At 52.3% G+C, this 14673-nt stretch carries 14 protein-coding genes; 9 read left to right on the forward strand and 5 right to left on the reverse strand.

Annotation, left to right across the window (positions count from 1 at the left end):
• Positions 1 to 127: 127 nt before the first annotated feature.
• The 4 genes from WH45_RS01650 (at position 128) to WH45_RS01665 (ending at position 3232) form a co-directional block, all read left to right on the forward strand.
• Positions 128 to 505 (forward strand): alcohol dehydrogenase catalytic domain-containing protein, encoded by a 378-nt coding sequence (locus tag WH45_RS01650; RefSeq protein WP_046212642.1) that lies wholly within the window; start codon positions 128 to 130, stop codon positions 503 to 505.
• Between the two features lie 20 nt (positions 506 to 525).
• Complete coding sequence (locus tag WH45_RS01655; RefSeq protein ID WP_046212643.1) at positions 526 to 1209, forward strand: Na-translocating system protein MpsC family protein; 684 nt, start codon at positions 526 to 528, stop codon at positions 1207 to 1209.
• An 11-nt stretch (positions 1210 to 1220) separates the two neighbouring features.
• Positions 1221 to 2279, forward strand: coding sequence for a YcjF family protein (locus tag WH45_RS01660; protein ID WP_046212644.1), 1059 nt, complete (start codon positions 1221 to 1223; stop codon positions 2277 to 2279).
• Between the two features lie 116 nt (positions 2280 to 2395).
• The gene (locus WH45_RS01665) at positions 2396 to 3232 is read left to right on the forward strand and encodes a serine/threonine protein kinase (protein ID WP_152663460.1); all 837 of its coding nucleotides are present in this window, start codon (positions 2396 to 2398) and stop codon (positions 3230 to 3232) included.
• Positions 3233 to 3350: 118 nt separating this feature from the next.
• Here the strand turns inward: WH45_RS01665 and WH45_RS01670 are convergent, their stop codons facing one another.
• On the reverse strand, positions 3351 to 3533 hold the full coding sequence (locus tag WH45_RS01670) for a hypothetical protein (protein ID WP_046212646.1): 183 nt from the start codon (positions 3531 to 3533) through the stop codon (positions 3351 to 3353).
• A gap of 349 nt (positions 3534 to 3882) precedes the next feature.
• On the opposite strand from WH45_RS01670, the gene WH45_RS01675 reads away from it, so the two are divergent.
• From WH45_RS01675 to hmpA, 4 genes are all read left to right on the forward strand, one after another.
• A complete protein-coding gene (locus tag WH45_RS01675; protein WP_046212647.1) occupies positions 3883 to 5961 on the forward strand; it encodes a methyl-accepting chemotaxis protein in 2079 nt (692 codons plus the stop codon).
• A 342-nt stretch (positions 5962 to 6303) separates the two neighbouring features.
• Entirely contained in the window at positions 6304 to 7386 is a 1083-nt protein-coding gene (locus WH45_RS01680) for a pectate lyase family protein (protein WP_046212648.1), read from the forward strand.
• Positions 7387 to 7560: 174 nt separating this feature from the next.
• Positions 7561 to 7959 (forward strand): FlxA-like family protein, encoded by a 399-nt coding sequence (locus WH45_RS01685; protein ID WP_046212649.1) that lies wholly within the window; start codon positions 7561 to 7563, stop codon positions 7957 to 7959.
• Positions 7960 to 8318: 359 nt separating this feature from the next.
• Entirely contained in the window at positions 8319 to 9548 is a 1230-nt protein-coding gene (hmpA, locus tag WH45_RS01690) for an NO-inducible flavohemoprotein (protein WP_046212650.1), read from the forward strand.
• Between the two features lie 111 nt (positions 9549 to 9659).
• Here hmpA and WH45_RS01695 read toward each other — a convergent pair whose 3' ends face one another.
• Positions 9660 to 10181 carry a Crp/Fnr family transcriptional regulator gene (locus tag WH45_RS01695; RefSeq protein WP_046212651.1) on the reverse strand — a complete coding sequence of 174 codons (522 nt, stop codon included), beginning with the start codon at positions 10179 to 10181 and terminating at the stop codon, positions 9660 to 9662.
• A 142-nt stretch (positions 10182 to 10323) separates the two neighbouring features.
• Positions 10324 to 10983 (reverse strand): MOSC domain-containing protein, encoded by a 660-nt coding sequence (locus WH45_RS01700; protein ID WP_046212652.1) that lies wholly within the window; start codon positions 10981 to 10983, stop codon positions 10324 to 10326.
• A gap of 142 nt (positions 10984 to 11125) precedes the next feature.
• Between WH45_RS01700 and WH45_RS01705 the strand changes: the two genes are divergently transcribed.
• Positions 11126 to 13123, forward strand: coding sequence for a TPM domain-containing protein (locus WH45_RS01705; RefSeq protein ID WP_046212653.1), 1998 nt, complete (start codon positions 11126 to 11128; stop codon positions 13121 to 13123).
• A gap of 192 nt (positions 13124 to 13315) precedes the next feature.
• Here WH45_RS01705 and WH45_RS01710 read toward each other — a convergent pair whose 3' ends face one another.
• Both WH45_RS01710 and WH45_RS22675 read right to left on the reverse strand, forming a co-directional pair.
• The gene (locus WH45_RS01710) at positions 13316 to 14119 is read right to left on the reverse strand and encodes an HNH endonuclease (RefSeq protein ID WP_052723569.1); all 804 of its coding nucleotides are present in this window, start codon (positions 14117 to 14119) and stop codon (positions 13316 to 13318) included.
• A gap of 59 nt (positions 14120 to 14178) precedes the next feature.
• The gene (locus WH45_RS22675; RefSeq protein ID WP_052723570.1) at positions 14179 to 14643 is read right to left on the reverse strand and encodes a hypothetical protein; all 465 of its coding nucleotides are present in this window, start codon (positions 14641 to 14643) and stop codon (positions 14179 to 14181) included.
• Between the last annotated feature and the right edge of the window lie 30 nt (positions 14644 to 14673).

The following is a 14673-nucleotide window of genomic DNA, read 5'->3' on the forward strand; positions in this document are numbered from 1 at the left end:
AGGGATGACCTTCACCCCGGCACATCAATGCTGCCGAAAAGGGGTACTATATTAAAAGTTAAAAGTAATAGACAGAGTAGCGGATACGTCCTTACCCGGATAAACCGATGCAGAGGAGGAACCCTTAATGGCAGAAATGAAAGCAGTAGGACTCACACGCTATCTTCCAATTGAACAGCCGGACAGTCTGCAGGATTTGCGGCTTCCCCGGCCACAGGCGAGCGGACATGATCTGCTCGTCCATGTACAGGCGATCTCTGTGAACCCGGTCGATACCAAGCTCCGTGCCCCCAAAGACAGGATAGAACCGGAGCCTGTGATTCACGGCTGGGATGTCGCCGGCATGTTCGAAGCGGTCGGCGAGCAGGTCCAGGGATTCAAACCCGGCGATCAAGTGTATTATGCTGGCAGTGTGACTCGTCCGGGTCCGGCAGCACGATTGGCAAGCTGGTGCTGGCAGGCTGGGAATAGAAAGCCTGATTCGTCCGGTAAAGCATACGAATAGATAGAGGGGGAGCCTTTTTTATGAAAAGGATGTCTACAGATCATCCTGTTGCTGTATATATGACCAAGCGAATTAATGAATATTATGAGAGCAAGTGCCCGGAAGTCGGCATTTGGCTGGACGAACGCTGTATTATTCTTCATTTAAAGAATTTTATCGGGACCCGTATGGAAAATATCGTGCGGCAAAAGGAAGATCCCGATGTTTTTCGCACCCTGCGGGAGCTGATGATGGAATACACGCTGCAAAACTTTACTCGGGATATGAAGGAGCAGTTTGGTATCCGGATCAAGGATATGTATTACGACTGGGAAGAACGGGATTTCTCCGGGATGATCGTGGGTCTGCTGGAAGGGGATGCTTTTGCAGAGACGGCGGAGAGTTTCCCCCATCAGTATGAAGTGAATGAACGGACCAGTGAGATTACAAATGGTGTCGAGCGGGTTCCGGACCGCATATACAGCTTCTGGATGGATGAACGCCTGCTGGTGATCGTCCGTGACGGTCTGCTGATTCCGCTGGAGCAGGAATTGCTGCGGCAGGGGGCCAAGGAGATGCTGCGCAAAACAAAGCGTGTACTGGAACGCAATGAATTTCTGTACCACAGCCGTATTCCCGAGATTCTCGGCCTTGAAGTCGAAGCGCTGTATCTGGACTGGCAGTTTGATCATGACCGCAGTGTACTGATCTATCAATTCAAATAAGGAGGACTGAAATGAACAGCAAAGACCAGCAGCTCAAAGCAACGATCCGCAAAGCCGCCGATCAGGCGTTTGACCAGGAAATGGATGAGATCAACCGTCAGATGGAAGAAGAGGTAATGATTGCACTGGTCGGTGACGTTAATGCCGGCAAATCGTCCACCATTAACCAGATTATCGGAGACGAGGTGGCCGGTGTTGGTGCCGAGCCGGGGGAGACGACCGAGATCCGGCCATATCCTTACCGGGAGAAGATCGTACTGATCGACACACCGGGACTGAATGATGTTAATGTCAATAATTCCAGCGTCACCCGTGACTATTACCGCCAGACCGATGTGGTGCTGTTTTTCCTCAATGCGGCCGGTACCGTGTTCTCCGAAGCGGAGAACAAGTCACTGGAAGCGCTGGAGAAGATAAATACCAATATCCTGATCGTACTGAACAAGATTGATGCCGCTGATGAGATCGACCGGCTCGTACGCCGCATCCGTCAGGAGACCGGGGACCGATACGAGGTCATTCCGATCTCGTCGCGCACCGGACAGAATATCGACAAGCTGCGAGGAAGCATCCTCGACATGCTCAAAAAAAAAAGTAAGGACATTTTGTTCGCCCGTACGATCAAGGAAAAGTCCTCTACCGCGAACAAATGGATTATCGGCGCAGCCACTTCTGCCGGAGCGATCGGAGCAGCGCCGATCCCGGGAGCGGACATCATTCCGCTGACCGCGATCCAGATCGGTCTGCTGACCCGCCTGGCAGCACTGTACGAGCGCCCGCTCAGCCGGGAGACCGCCAAGGAGATCGTCATCGCTTCGATTGTCGGCAATATGGGCAAAAGCCTGTTCGCTCAGATCAGCAAAATTTTCCCGGGTGCAGGTTCGGTCGTCGGTGCAGGCGTCGCCGGTTCAGTGACGCTCGCACTGGGCTATTCGGTGAAATATGCGTATGAGCGCGGCATTGATGTTACTCCGGACAGCATCAGCCGTCTCTACCGCAAGTTCCGCGACAAAGTCAAGAAAAAGGACGATCTGCCTGCGATTGAGGAAGACCAAGGCAAGCGCAGGTAATCAGCCTGTTTATTCGCTGAAAGCACCTGTATGCCATTCGGTTGAAACCTGTGCCGCTCCGGGGCAGTATACTAATTAGCATTCTGATCATGTATGGCGAAAGGCTGGTTTAGGGATTGAGAGCATTACAGCGAATGAACGGGCATATCCAGCGCTGGCTGCAGGAGCGGAACTTTAGACCCGGACAGGTCATTCGGGAGCGCTACCGGATAATTGAGCGTCTGGGAACAGGCAGCTACGGCGTCGCCTACCGGTGTGATGATCGGGTCACCGGCGAGCTCTGTGTATTGAAAAGGGTTCACCCCCTGCGCGGCGGCCGCCAGCGAGCAGAGCTGATCTATGACCGGGAATTGCAGGCGATGAGCCGGCTCCGGCACAAGCAGGTGCCGACGCTGCTGGATTCATTTATTTACAAAGGCCAGCGGTGTCTGGCGATGGAATATATGCAGGGAATGAACATCGGGCAGCTGCTGTTTGAAGAAGAGCGTACGTTTACCGAGCAGGAATCGCTGCAGCTGATGCACCAGCTGCTGGATATTGTGCAGACGATGCATCATCAGGGACTGATCCACCGGGATATCAGCCTGTCCAATGTGCTATGGTATGACGGCACGGCGCATCTGATCGACTTTGGGCTGACCTGGCGGGAGGAGGAGCCGCCTGAGCTTGTCCATGAGCTGGATGAGCTGGTCAGCGGCGACGAGCAGGAGAAGAAGATCCGCCGCAGCCTTGATGTGAGCAGCGACTTTTACGGGATCGGTCATCTGCTGCTGTATCTGCTCTACAGCACGTATGACGATCTGGACGGCCAGCAGGAACGCAGCTGGGAACAGGAACTGCAGATCCATCCCCGGACCCGGCGGATGCTGCGCAGACTGCTATTGATCGATCCGCCCTACACCGATGCAGCTGAGATCATCACCGAGCTCGAGGCAATTCTGGCCGAGCTGTGAGCAGACAGTAAGCCTGAACCGCCTATTCCATCTACAACAAACAGCCCCTTCACGGATGTGAAAGGGCTGTTTGTGCTGCTTTATTGTATACGTTATGTCCATGGCAGGCTGTTCTATATCAGCTGCTGCTGTAGGAGCTGCTGCCGCGCTTGCGCCTGTAGTGTCCATGACCATATTGATTATGTGAGTGTCCTCTGCGACTGTACGACCTGTCGCTGCTGCTATACGAACGGTGACGGCGGTGGCCTGAACTTGATTTGGACTTGAGTACCTGATTAAGAATACTTTTGATAAGACCCATCGGAGTAACCTCCTTCCGTTTTCTTATCTTCTACATACGCGCCGGATTGTTCGCCGGTTTCGATTTTACGCAAAAAATAACATGAAAACGTTCGGCTACTTCGCTGGCAATTTAATTTGAAAAAATATTATTTAAAATTAAGATTTAGATGATTCAAATGTCGAAAAATAGGATATACTTACTTAGATAGGTATAAGTTACTGGTTCATAAGTTGCATAAAAGGATGTGGATGTTCATTTATTTGTGAGTATTGATCTAACGTAAATCCCATAAAGATAGAGATGACTGTTATCCAGGATGTCGTAATCTTTTCAAATACTATTACTGAATAAGGAGTTACTTGACTGTATGAACGCTATCAAAAAAGGTATGGAAAGCTTGTCCGCCCGCATTCTGGGCATTGCCGCGCTGTGTATTATTGTCCCGATGGTGCTATCAATGGTAGTGGTGGGTTACACGGTGACCCGCTCTTATGAACAGGCAAATGCCCAGTCTATCGCTGCGATCGCCCAAGAAAAATCAAAAGAACTGAATATGGCGGTTAAGTCCCAAGTGGCGGTCGCTGATGCGATCGTGGAAGATCCGTACAATATGGATTTCTTCAACAGCCTGGATACGACTGGCCAAGGAAGCCCGGAGCAGTTCGAGCGTATCCAGGATAACATTACCGAGAAGCTGAAAGAATCGAATGGTTTGTATGAGAATATTTTCTTCTCCCATAATGGCAAAATCTATATGGATGGCATCAACGGCGCTTCGGTTGGTCATGTACTGACTGCCGAGACCGACCCATGGTATCCCAAAGTACAGCAGCAGCCGGGTCCTTTCATGAGTGATATTATGCTGTCGCCGGTATCGGGCAGCATGGTGATCGTTGTCGGCAATGTGCTTGGCGGCGATGATGCAGAGGAGGCAAATGCAGCAGCTGACACCAACGCGCTTACTATTTTCGGCGCACCGCTGAATGTGAATACACTGCTGCAGGATGTAGTACAGCAGGATGGAGATCATCAGCTCAATACGGTGGTCACCAACCAGGCCGGTCTGATCATCGCTTCTTCGAACAAGGACCAGATTATGAAAACAGACCTGAGCAAGCTGGATGCCGGTACGCTGTACCAGCAGATCCAGTCGCAGGACCGGGGTACCGGATTTATCACCATCAACGGTGAACGGTATATGGCTTCATTTGTAAAGGATAAAAACCTGAATGTTAACATCGTCTCCATGCAGCCGGTGAGCATCTATATGGATCGTGTGCATTCCATGATTACGACCATGATTATGATCACCGTGATCAGTCTGATCCTGGCAGCCATCGTACTGTTCCTGGTCGTACGCACGATCGTCCGTCCGGTGCAGCTGGCTTCCCAGCAGCTGGAACGCATGTCCCGGGGCGACTATTCCCATACCCTGCCGGATAAATACAAGCAGGGTTCCGGCGAGACCGGCGTGCTGATCCGCTCCATGGATGCGATGCAGCAGTCCACCCACCGTATGATCAATGCCGTCACTGCCGAGATTGACCAGCTGCGTCAGGCGAGCGAGCAGGCGCGTATAGGCTTTATGGATATGAACCAGAAGCTGCAGGATGTATCGGCCACGACACAGAACATGTCTGCCGGGATGGAAGAGACCGCAGCTTCGTCACAGGAGATCAGCGCCTCGACAACCGAGTTTGAAAAAGCGATCGAGTCGATCGCTGTCGGCGCCCAGGAAGGTGCGGAACAGGCAGGCGTGATCAATGAACGTGCCGGCTCGCTGAAGAGCAAGCTGGATGAATCCATCGCAGCGACCACAGTCGTCTACAACGATGTCAAAGCCGGTCTGGACGAAGCGCTGGCCCAGTCTCAATCCGTCGAGATGATCAAGTCGCTCAGTGATTCCATTTTGCAGATTACCAAGCAGACCAATCTGCTGGCGCTCAATGCATCGATCGAAGCGGCACGGGCAGGCGAAGCAGGCAGAGGATTCTCCGTCGTAGCCAATGAGATTCGTAATCTGGCGGATGCTTCGAAGGATACGGTTGGCCAGATTCAGGGCATTACCGAGCAGGTCGTCAATTCGGTCAACAACCTGCAGAAATATACTGCACGTCTGATGGAATTCTTGGCCACCGACATTGGGGCGGATTATCAGATGATGCGGGAAACAAGTGAATCCTATCTCCAGGATGCCGGTTATATCGACCGCATGGTTAGCGAATTCAGCGCAACCAGCGAAGAACTGAGCGCATCCGTGCAGAATCTGGCACAGGCGATTAACGAGATTTCCATTTCCAACAACGAATCCGCCGACGGCACCGAAGAGATTGCCGACGCTACGCAGGCTGTACTCGACAAAGCCAATGAAGTATCCGTCGAAGCAATCAAAACGAGCGAAAGCGCCGAACGTCTCGGTGCGCTGGTAGGCCAGTTCAAGTTCTGATCGGTGAATGAGGCCGATTAATCATTACAATGATCTGTTTATTTCAATATTCTGCACAGAATAATAATTGGCAGACACACAGGAAAAGACACTCTGATACATACAGAGTGTCTTTTTTTCATCCTTCACTTCGTAATATTTATATCAATGTTAATAATAAACAAATTTAAATCCTTTGGTACTCAAATTTGCGCCTTGATTTTTAACTATACAATCGGGCAGAGAATATTCGGTATTCTGACATTCACAATATGTAGTATTTCCTTTAAAATTCAATGGATGCATAAATTTACTACTACAAAAAATTAATCTGTTATGCATCATACCTAAGGAGGAAATTCGATGGTACAAAAATCAAGCGTTAAATCTCTACATACTCCCCGGTGGATTCTTGCTGCCGCTCTTTGTATCGGTTTGGGAAGCGCATTCAGCGCACCTGCGACCCAGGCTGCAAGCAATTATCCGGACCCTATGCAAGGCCTGACCGGATTTGCAGGTGCTGCCAAAAATGAATACGGACAATCCAAGTCATCCGTTACAGGTGGTAACGGTGGCGCTGTTGTTACGGTAAATACACTGGACGAGCTGAAACGGCAGGTAGGGGACACCCAGAGAAAGACGGTTGTTGTAGGCAGAAATATCAGTTCTTCCAGCAAAGCCATTGTTAATCTGGGAGCCAATAAAACGATTGTTGGCGCTTATAATAATAACAAGCTGACCAATGTATATTTGACAACGACCGGCAGTTCCAACAATGTGATCATCAAGAATCTGGTCATCGCCCATACCGCAAACATTAATGAGAATAACGATATTCCACTTTACATTAACAATGGGCAGAATTACTGGGTCGATCATGTTACACTTGAAGGCCATGGATACGATCCCAACGGTCATGACCTTGATAAATTGATGTACGTAGGCAGTGGAGCAGATTATATTACCATTTCCAACAGCAAATTCACGGATCATCGTTATGGTCTGATTCTGGGATGGCCCAATGATGACGATGCAAGTGTAAAACAATATACCGGCCTGCCGCATCTGACGTTGACCAATAACTATTTTAATAATGTCTATACACGCGCACCCGGCCTGATGCGCTATGGTTACTTCCATGTCAAAAACAATCTGATTCAGAACTATAAACTGGGCTTTACTGTAGCAACCAACGCCAAAATCTATTCCGAAGGCAATGCATTTAATGGAGATGGCAACAGCGCAATCATCAATGTCGATCCGAGTACCAAACGGAGTGGACAATTCAAGGATACGGGTTCTTCGCCGGCTATTAACTCCAATCTGCCGGTGACTACCTGGAAGCCATCCAGCAACTACGCGTATTCTGTACTGAGTCCTGCTGCTGCCAAACAATATGCATTAAGCTATGCAGGTGCACAAAATACATCTCTACAGTATCCGTAATCCATTTGCAGAGACCGGCTTAAATTAAAAGTGACCATACCGTCTGGACATTGCTCTGGACCGTATGGTCATTTTCTGTAGACCATATACACAAATCAACATATTCTTCCGATAAATGAAAAGGGAATACTGGTACAAGGAGAGGGGTAATCTACGGACCAGAGGTGTTTATCCATGCAAATCTCATCCACTTCTTTAGTGGCCTATACGTCAACCCAATCCACCAGTAATACATCCGCGCTGGAAAAACAGAAAACAGCGCTGGAAGCACAGCTCACCAAATTGCAATCCAGTACAGACAAAGACAGCACAGACAGCGAACAGCAGATCAAGCAGATTCAGCAGCAAATCCAGCAGCTCGAACGCCAGATCAGCCAAAGCTCCAGTTCATCCGGCGGCAGTTCCTCTTCCACATCGTCGACCGATTCTGCACGGTCTGCCCAGCAGGCCTCACTCGACGCACTGAAGAAGACGCAGGAAGAGAACCAGAAAGCCCAGGAGAAGCAGCAGGAACAAGCACGGCGCAGCCTGGCAGATATGGGAATCGGCAGCCGCTTCGATAGGAGTATCTAAGCGAAACGGTAGAATGGCCGCCCGTTCGAGTCTGCATTGAAGTTATCGCAATAGATTCGCAGCTATGCACAGATGTTGTGCAAGATGCCGAATTTGGAGTGTGCAGCGATCAGTCGTCCACCTTGGGGACGGCTTTTTTGTGCATTCCGGGATGCGGGATGATTCGAAATTGTGAACAAACGTTAACGTTTACTGTGATCTCAATCACTCATTTCCCTGAAAAATGGGAATAGAATTTGAGATATCTAAAATTAATATTAATTTGCAACTATTATCCGGGCAGCTGCAAACCGGCAGCATCTGCTGTAGACAGATGGCCGGGATCAGCGTAATCACCGGAAACAAAGGGAGAGATCAAGATGCTGGATGCTCATACCATTGAAGTGATCAAATCGACTGTACCTGTATTGGAGACCGAAGGGGTACATATTACCAAACGATTCTACCAGATGATGTTCGAAGCTCATCCGGAGCTGTTGAACATTTTTAACCATGCCAATCAGAAGCAGGGGCGTCAGCAGACGGCGCTGGCCAATGCGGTCTATATGGCCGCCCTGCACATCGACCGGCTGGAAGAGATTCTGCCCGTGGTCAAGCAGATTGCCCACAAGCACCGCAGTCTGGGGATTCGCCCGGACCAGTATCCGATTGTCGGCAAATATCTGCTGCAGGCGATTCAGGAGGTGCTGGGTGAAGCGGCAACACCGGAGATTCTGGAAGCCTGGTCCCGTGCATACGGGGTGATTGCAGATGCCTTTATCGGAGTGGAGCAGGAGATGTACCGGGAAGCGGAGCAGCAGCCGGGCGGCTGGAAGGATTTCCGCGCCTTTACCGTGCAGCGCAAAGAGCGGGAGAGTGCTGTTATTACTTCCTTTTATCTGGTGCCGCAGGATGGCGGGGAGTTGGCTTCATTCGAACCGGGGCAGTATATCAGCGTCAAGGTGCACGTACCGGGACAGCAGTATGAGCAGATTCGCCAGTACAGCCTGTCGGATGCGCCGGGACAGCCATATTACCGGATCAGCGTCAAGCGCGAGGACGGCGACGATGCCCATCCGGCCGGACAGGTGTCGGTCTATCTGCATGAGCAGGTGCAGGAGGGGGATGTGCTGTATCTGTCCGCTCCGGCAGGCGATTTCCAGCTGCAGCGCCAGCAGGGTCGTCCGGTGGTACTGATCAGCGGGGGAGTGGGGCTGACGCCGATGATGAGCATGCTGCGTTCACTGGCAGCCGAGCAGCCAGGGGCAGGCATTACCTTTATCCATGCGGCAGCCAACAGTGATATGCACGCGATGCGCCGCCAGGTGGAAGAGATCGCCAGCGAGTGCCCGGGATTATCGGTGTATTATTGTTACAGCACACCGACCGATCTCGACCGGCAGAGTTCGGCTTTTCATTACGAAGGCTATCTGCAGCCGGATTGGCTGAAGGACATGGTGCCCGATCTGAACGCCGACTACTACTTCTGCGGTCCACTGCCGTTCATGCAGGCGGTGAATACGGCGCTGGATCAGCTGGAGGTGCCGGTGGAACAGCGGCATTATGAATTCTTTGGCCCGGCGGCGAGTCTGGTGGCGAGCGGGAAGTAAGCAGGCTGGCGTAATAGACATAGAAGAAACTGAATGATAGGCAAAGAGCCGGAACCCTATGTGATGCGGGTTCCGGCTCTGTCTGGTTATATACGATTACATTTCTCTATCCTACGAAAAGGAAGAATCCTGCTGTTTGGCCTGGGCGCGCAGCAGGCGGTTCACCGTCTCGCGGCGGAGTCCGATCAGCTGACCGATCTCGTCCTGGGTGAGAATCTCGGTGATTGGAATGTCCTTGAGATAGGTGGAGAACCAGTGCTGCAGCTGCTCCAGTTTGTCGGCGGGAGTAACCCGGGTGAGCTGGTCGATGCGCTGCTGCATCATCCGCAGCTTGTCCTGCAGCTGGGCAGCCACCTCATGATAGCGGGCCGGATCGCGGCTCAGCTGATCATACCAATCTGCCGCATGAATAATCTCGACTTCTCCGGTCACGAGCGCAATCGCCGTGCCATGATAGTTCATCGGGCTGATCAGGGAATGATGCGGAATCATCTCCCCGGGTACAATAATATTAAATAAAAACATGCTCCCGTCCTCATGCAGCCGTACGATCTTGAACAGCCCGCTTTTGATCCGGTACAGCGGTCCGCTCTCTCCCTGGCGGAAAAGGGTCTCGCCTTTGTGAATAATCATGATTGCTCTCCTTCCATCCGGGCAGATGCTGTCTGCGTTCGGTGCTCGTTCACCGCCGGCAGACTGTACAGGTGATGATCAGCAGCATTCGAGGGCAGACAGCCAGCAGTTCAGCAGTCACACCTGCATGTGAACAGCCCATTTAACCGATCCGCTTGCTGAGGTGCTTGTGCAGCGATGAAGCAAGCGCCGGTTCATCCAGCAGCTGGCGCAGCAGCGGCGTATCTCCGCGCTCATGGTACAGCACCTGGTTGCAGTCGGCAATCGTCGAGCCATTGCCTTCATGGCGTACAAAGGCAAACCGGTCACCCGCTGTGACCTGACCCGGTTCCAGAACGCGGAAGTAAAAGCCGGAAAACCCGGTATCCCGCACCCGCAGAATCATCTCCTTGCGCTCCAGATGGGCAGACAGCTTGAAGCATGGCTGACGCGGCTGGCTGACCTGCACGACCGCTGTCCCAATCCGGTACACATCGCCGATCCGAACCTGATCTTCCCGCAGTCCGCTGACGGTAAAGTTCTCCCCGAACGCACCCGCTTCGAACGGGCGATTCATCTGCTCGCTCCACCATGGATAGTGATCGGCCGAGTAGACGCAGGCTGCTTTGTCCGGGCCACCGTGATTTTTGAGATCGCCCTGTCCGTCCTGCTCCAATCCATCTGCCGAGATACCGACCGAATGAGGCACAGGCTTTTTGATGAATCCGGTAAAGACGGTTTTGCCGTCCCATTCCACATTGACCGGCAGTCCGACATTCAGGAATAATAATTCTGGTAAAATAGCAGTAGTCTCCATCGACATTGGAAATACAGTCCTCCTCACAAACGATTTTCTTCATTAATACCGATAATTGTATCATAATAACGTATACAGACAATTCGGAAGCCGGTTCTTCCCGTGAAAGTCTTCCCTGTGGGACGCTTCTGAGAAGAAAGGAACGATCATGAATAACAACAAGCTACAAAGGAACCGGTATATACTGGTCACTCTGGTTCTGCTGCTTGCTGTAAACCTGTATCTTCATGCAGGCAGCGTACAGGCTGCGGAACAGCAGGGCCATATTATGGATAATGCCGGCTTGTTTTCCGAAAAGGATATTAGCCGGATGAATGCAAGACTGGATCATCATACATATGATCTGTACGTAATCACCGGTACAGGCATGAATCAATCCGAAGGAATGAAGCTGGCCAACCAGATGTATGAACAGTTCGGTTTCTCGGGCAACCAGCTGCTGCTGTTCATTACAACCGATCCCAATTATGTGCATCTGGTATTCGATAACGAGGAGCTGAGGGAGCGGATTGGACGCAGCAATGCAGGCAGTATCGAAGGTATAACCGACAGCCAGTTTGTCCCCTATGCCAAAAAGGGCGATCTGGCGGGCGGGGTGCTCGCAGTTAATGATTACATCAACGGACTGGGCGATCTCTCCAACGACAACAACAATTTACCGGCTCCCGGTTATGAGCAGCCCGCTCTGTCTGACCGGATCAGTCATTCCCTGCGTCAGGTGACATTCTATGTACTGGGAAGTGGTCTTGCGGCAGCTCTGCTGACCCTGCTCATTGTCCGTGCTGTTGCTTCCGAGAAGCTGCATCGCCGTCAGGCCAGACTCTCTGCGCAGGTGGATGAATGGAATGAACGGCTGAACAGCATAGCAGTCGCTGATTCGTCCAATTTGCCGGAGAATGGTTCCATTGATGGATCAACACCCGCCAGGGTAAATGCGTGGGTACAGCAAATACAGCGCCAGTCCAGCCAGCTGCACACGCTGCGAGGGCATATTGATTCCCGGCAGATCTCACTGTTCTCCACAGCAAAGCCGGCGAGGGAGCTGTCCGGGCTGGAGCAGCAGCTGAATGCACAGATCGGCCAGATCGAGGAACTGCTGCATCAGCATGAGCATGCCGGTGGAATCTCCAATCTGTCCCGCAGCCAGGCAGAATCCGCTGTATCCAATGCTATTGCATCCATACCCACATTGTCCGGTCAGCTTCCCGAGCAGCAGAGCCGGCATCTGCTGGATGCGATCGAACGGACCGATCGGGAGCTCCGCCTGATTGTAGAGCAGGAGCGGCTGATGGTGAATAACGACAATCCTTTTGCCCTGCTTGGTCATGCCCGCGAGGAAGCGATGCGTCTGCAGGAACTGCCGGTTCAGGGAGACGCAGAGGCTATCACAGACAGTATTCGGAGGATCGAAGAGGACATCCGGGAGGCGCGCGGTCTGGTCGACGATCTGATCCGCTTCCGGGAACAATCCAGCGAGCTATTGGCTCTGGCTCCGCAGCAGCTGGATGAACTGCAGCTGCTGCCCGATCGGTATGAAAAGGAAGTACAGCTGCTGCGGGAGCAGTATGCCAGAGTGCATGTGCAGCAACAGCGTGATCGGTATGCGAAGCAGCAGGAACTGCATTTGCAGGTTGAACGGCTGCTGCCGCAAATCGCCGCTGCGCTGGATGAGAATTACCAGCAGTATCGTCAGGCGAATGCGCTCAGCACCGAGGTAAGAACGGTGCTGGAGCAGATGCAGCAGCAGCGCAGTGCCATTCTCGGTTACAGGGATGAACTGGATCTATACAAAAAGCAGCTGATGGAGCGCTGGGAAATGATGAGCGCCCGCCACCGCGAAGGGGTACAGCTGCTGACTGCCTTTCATGAGGATGGAATGGCTGCCCAGCAATCCCAGAATGAGAGCTTTCATATGCTGGAGCAGGTTCACCGCCGATTGATGAATGCTCCATTCCATCTGCCGGAGCTGGAGGAAGCGATGAACCTGGCTGCAGCGCGACTGGATGTGTTCCTGCAGGAAGTGCAGGAGCTGACCGGAATAACAGACCCGGCGCAGGCGCAGATGGGAGAACCGGATTCGCCGGCAGAGCGTCCGCGTACAGAGCCGATGAGGCTTTTCAAAAATCCTCCGGATGACAACCATTAATTGGGGTCGATACGGTCACTGGTTCTACCGATTCGGTAGACTTTCTGCATCCGATCAATCCGTGGGAATAAACTCATGGGAATAACTGTACAGAAACAGCAAAAAGCAGCCCAGCTTCGTATCGGCGGTACGGAGTCGGGCTGCTTTCTTGTTGGTAGCTAAGCCAGGTTCGGCTGCCAGAAAAGGTGACGTTTAGAGCTCTGCATTCTCCGGCTGGATGAAATGGGACAGATCATGATCGGCCTTGGCCTGGTTGCACAGATTGCATGCACATACACAGTTCAGCGGCGTCGTATGTCCACCGCGTGCCCGTGGCAGCAGATGATCGATCGTATCGCCATAGCCGCCGCAGAAATAGCATGTATACTGGTCACGCTCCAGAATATAACGTCGGAAAGAACGATTGCTGTACAGGCGGCGGATCGTATGCCTGTTCACGACGACGGCCGCATATTCCCGGACGAGTACAATCGCCGTCTCCAGATCGCTCTCCTGATGCCAGCGTCGGCCTTTGTCGGTACGTCCGCGCATATAGACGATCCCTTTGCGAGTCGGGCGCAGTATCGACAGATCCAGTCCCTGTCCGCGAATGTCTTTCTGGTCAATCGAGGGCAGCTGGCGATTCGGCCGCACTGCTGTAATTTGCGTCGTTCTTGTCGTCAGCTCCGGAGCCGGTGAAGGCTGGATGGCAGCAGGAATCGTATGAGAGGCATGGGCAGACACCGGCTGTACATGAACGGTGTTGGCTGTATCTGCTGCCTCTGTCGGATTGGTCTGGTTTTTGAGCTGTTTGCGGCAGTTTCGGCAGGTGCCGCGCCGCTGGCTTCTTCCGGATTTGCGGCCGGTTCGCCGGGCATAATGGGACAGCGGATGAAGCTCTCCGCAGCGGGAACAGATTTTGGAGCCGGGACCGTCTGTTCCTTCAGCGGGCGGATCGGCTTCTATAGTTGGTGCGATGGTAGTCTCCGGCAAATATTCCGGATGAGATTGCTGCATAGATTTCACCTATTTCCAATAAATTCGGATCGTATCAGTGTCATGGTTGATTCCTTCTATTATAACGGTAAAAGGTCGCGCCGTTTGGCAATTGGTTCACAATCTTTGCATACTCCGACCAGACTGCCGTCATCATTGGCGTAAAAGGTGAGATGATTGACCTCTTTTTTGCAGTAGGAGCACTTCTGCATACGCAGCTTGGATGGCGGATGGCCGGTTCGGGACAGCGGCAGCGGGCGTACGACAGCCGGACGCCCGGACGTCTCTGCCGGCTTGGCGGCAGTGTCGGACTTGCTGCGCGTACCGGGCCGACGCTCGCGAAAGGCTGCCAGATCAACAACATTATGCGATTTGGCCGGCGGCTGACTGCCGTTATGGGATTCAGGCGCATTGGCCGTGAAAGGTGGTGACAGCTTCTCTCCGGCTGTCGGGTTGGCTCTCTTTTTGGAGGAGTGAACGATCCAGCTGATCACTGCCAGAATAACAATGACAATCCCCATTACGATAATCCATGCAGGTTGCATGCGATTCACCTTCTTTGCTGAGTATTGGAC

The sequence above is a fragment of the Paenibacillus wulumuqiensis genome, from assembly GCF_000971965.1.
GTDB lineage: Bacteria > Bacillota > Bacilli > Paenibacillales > Paenibacillaceae > Saccharibacillus > Saccharibacillus wulumuqiensis.

Bases quoted from the DNA above. Each gene is read 5' to 3' on its own strand.
- WH45_RS01680 (WP_046212648.1), top strand. From the start codon at position 6,304: ATGGTACAAAAATCAAGCGTTAAATCTCTACATACTCCCCGGTGGATT.
- WH45_RS01685 (WP_046212649.1), top strand. From the start codon at position 7,561: ATGCAAATCTCATCCACTTCTTTAGTGGCCTATACGTCAACCCAATCC.
- WH45_RS01650 (WP_046212642.1), top strand. From the start codon at position 128: ATGGCAGAAATGAAAGCAGTAGGACTCACACGCTATCTTCCAATTGAA.
- WH45_RS01675 (WP_046212647.1), top strand. From the start codon at position 3,883: ATGAACGCTATCAAAAAAGGTATGGAAAGCTTGTCCGCCCGCATTCTG.
- WH45_RS01705 (WP_046212653.1), top strand. From the start codon at position 11,126: ATGAATAACAACAAGCTACAAAGGAACCGGTATATACTGGTCACTCTG.
- WH45_RS01695 (WP_046212651.1), bottom strand. From the start codon at position 10,181: ATGATTATTCACAAAGGCGAGACCCTTTTCCGCCAGGGAGAGAGCGGA.
- WH45_RS01710 (WP_052723569.1), bottom strand. From the start codon at position 14,119: ATGCAGCAATCTCATCCGGAATATTTGCCGGAGACTACCATCGCACCA.
- WH45_RS01655 (WP_046212643.1), top strand. From the start codon at position 526: ATGAAAAGGATGTCTACAGATCATCCTGTTGCTGTATATATGACCAAG.
- WH45_RS01670 (WP_046212646.1), bottom strand. From the start codon at position 3,533: ATGGGTCTTATCAAAAGTATTCTTAATCAGGTACTCAAGTCCAAATCA.
- WH45_RS01660 (WP_046212644.1), top strand. From the start codon at position 1,221: ATGAACAGCAAAGACCAGCAGCTCAAAGCAACGATCCGCAAAGCCGCC.
- WH45_RS01700 (WP_046212652.1), bottom strand. From the start codon at position 10,983: ATGTCGATGGAGACTACTGCTATTTTACCAGAATTATTATTCCTGAAT.
- WH45_RS22675 (WP_052723570.1), bottom strand. From the start codon at position 14,643: ATGCAACCTGCATGGATTATCGTAATGGGGATTGTCATTGTTATTCTG.
- hmpA (WP_046212650.1), top strand. From the start codon at position 8,319: ATGCTGGATGCTCATACCATTGAAGTGATCAAATCGACTGTACCTGTA.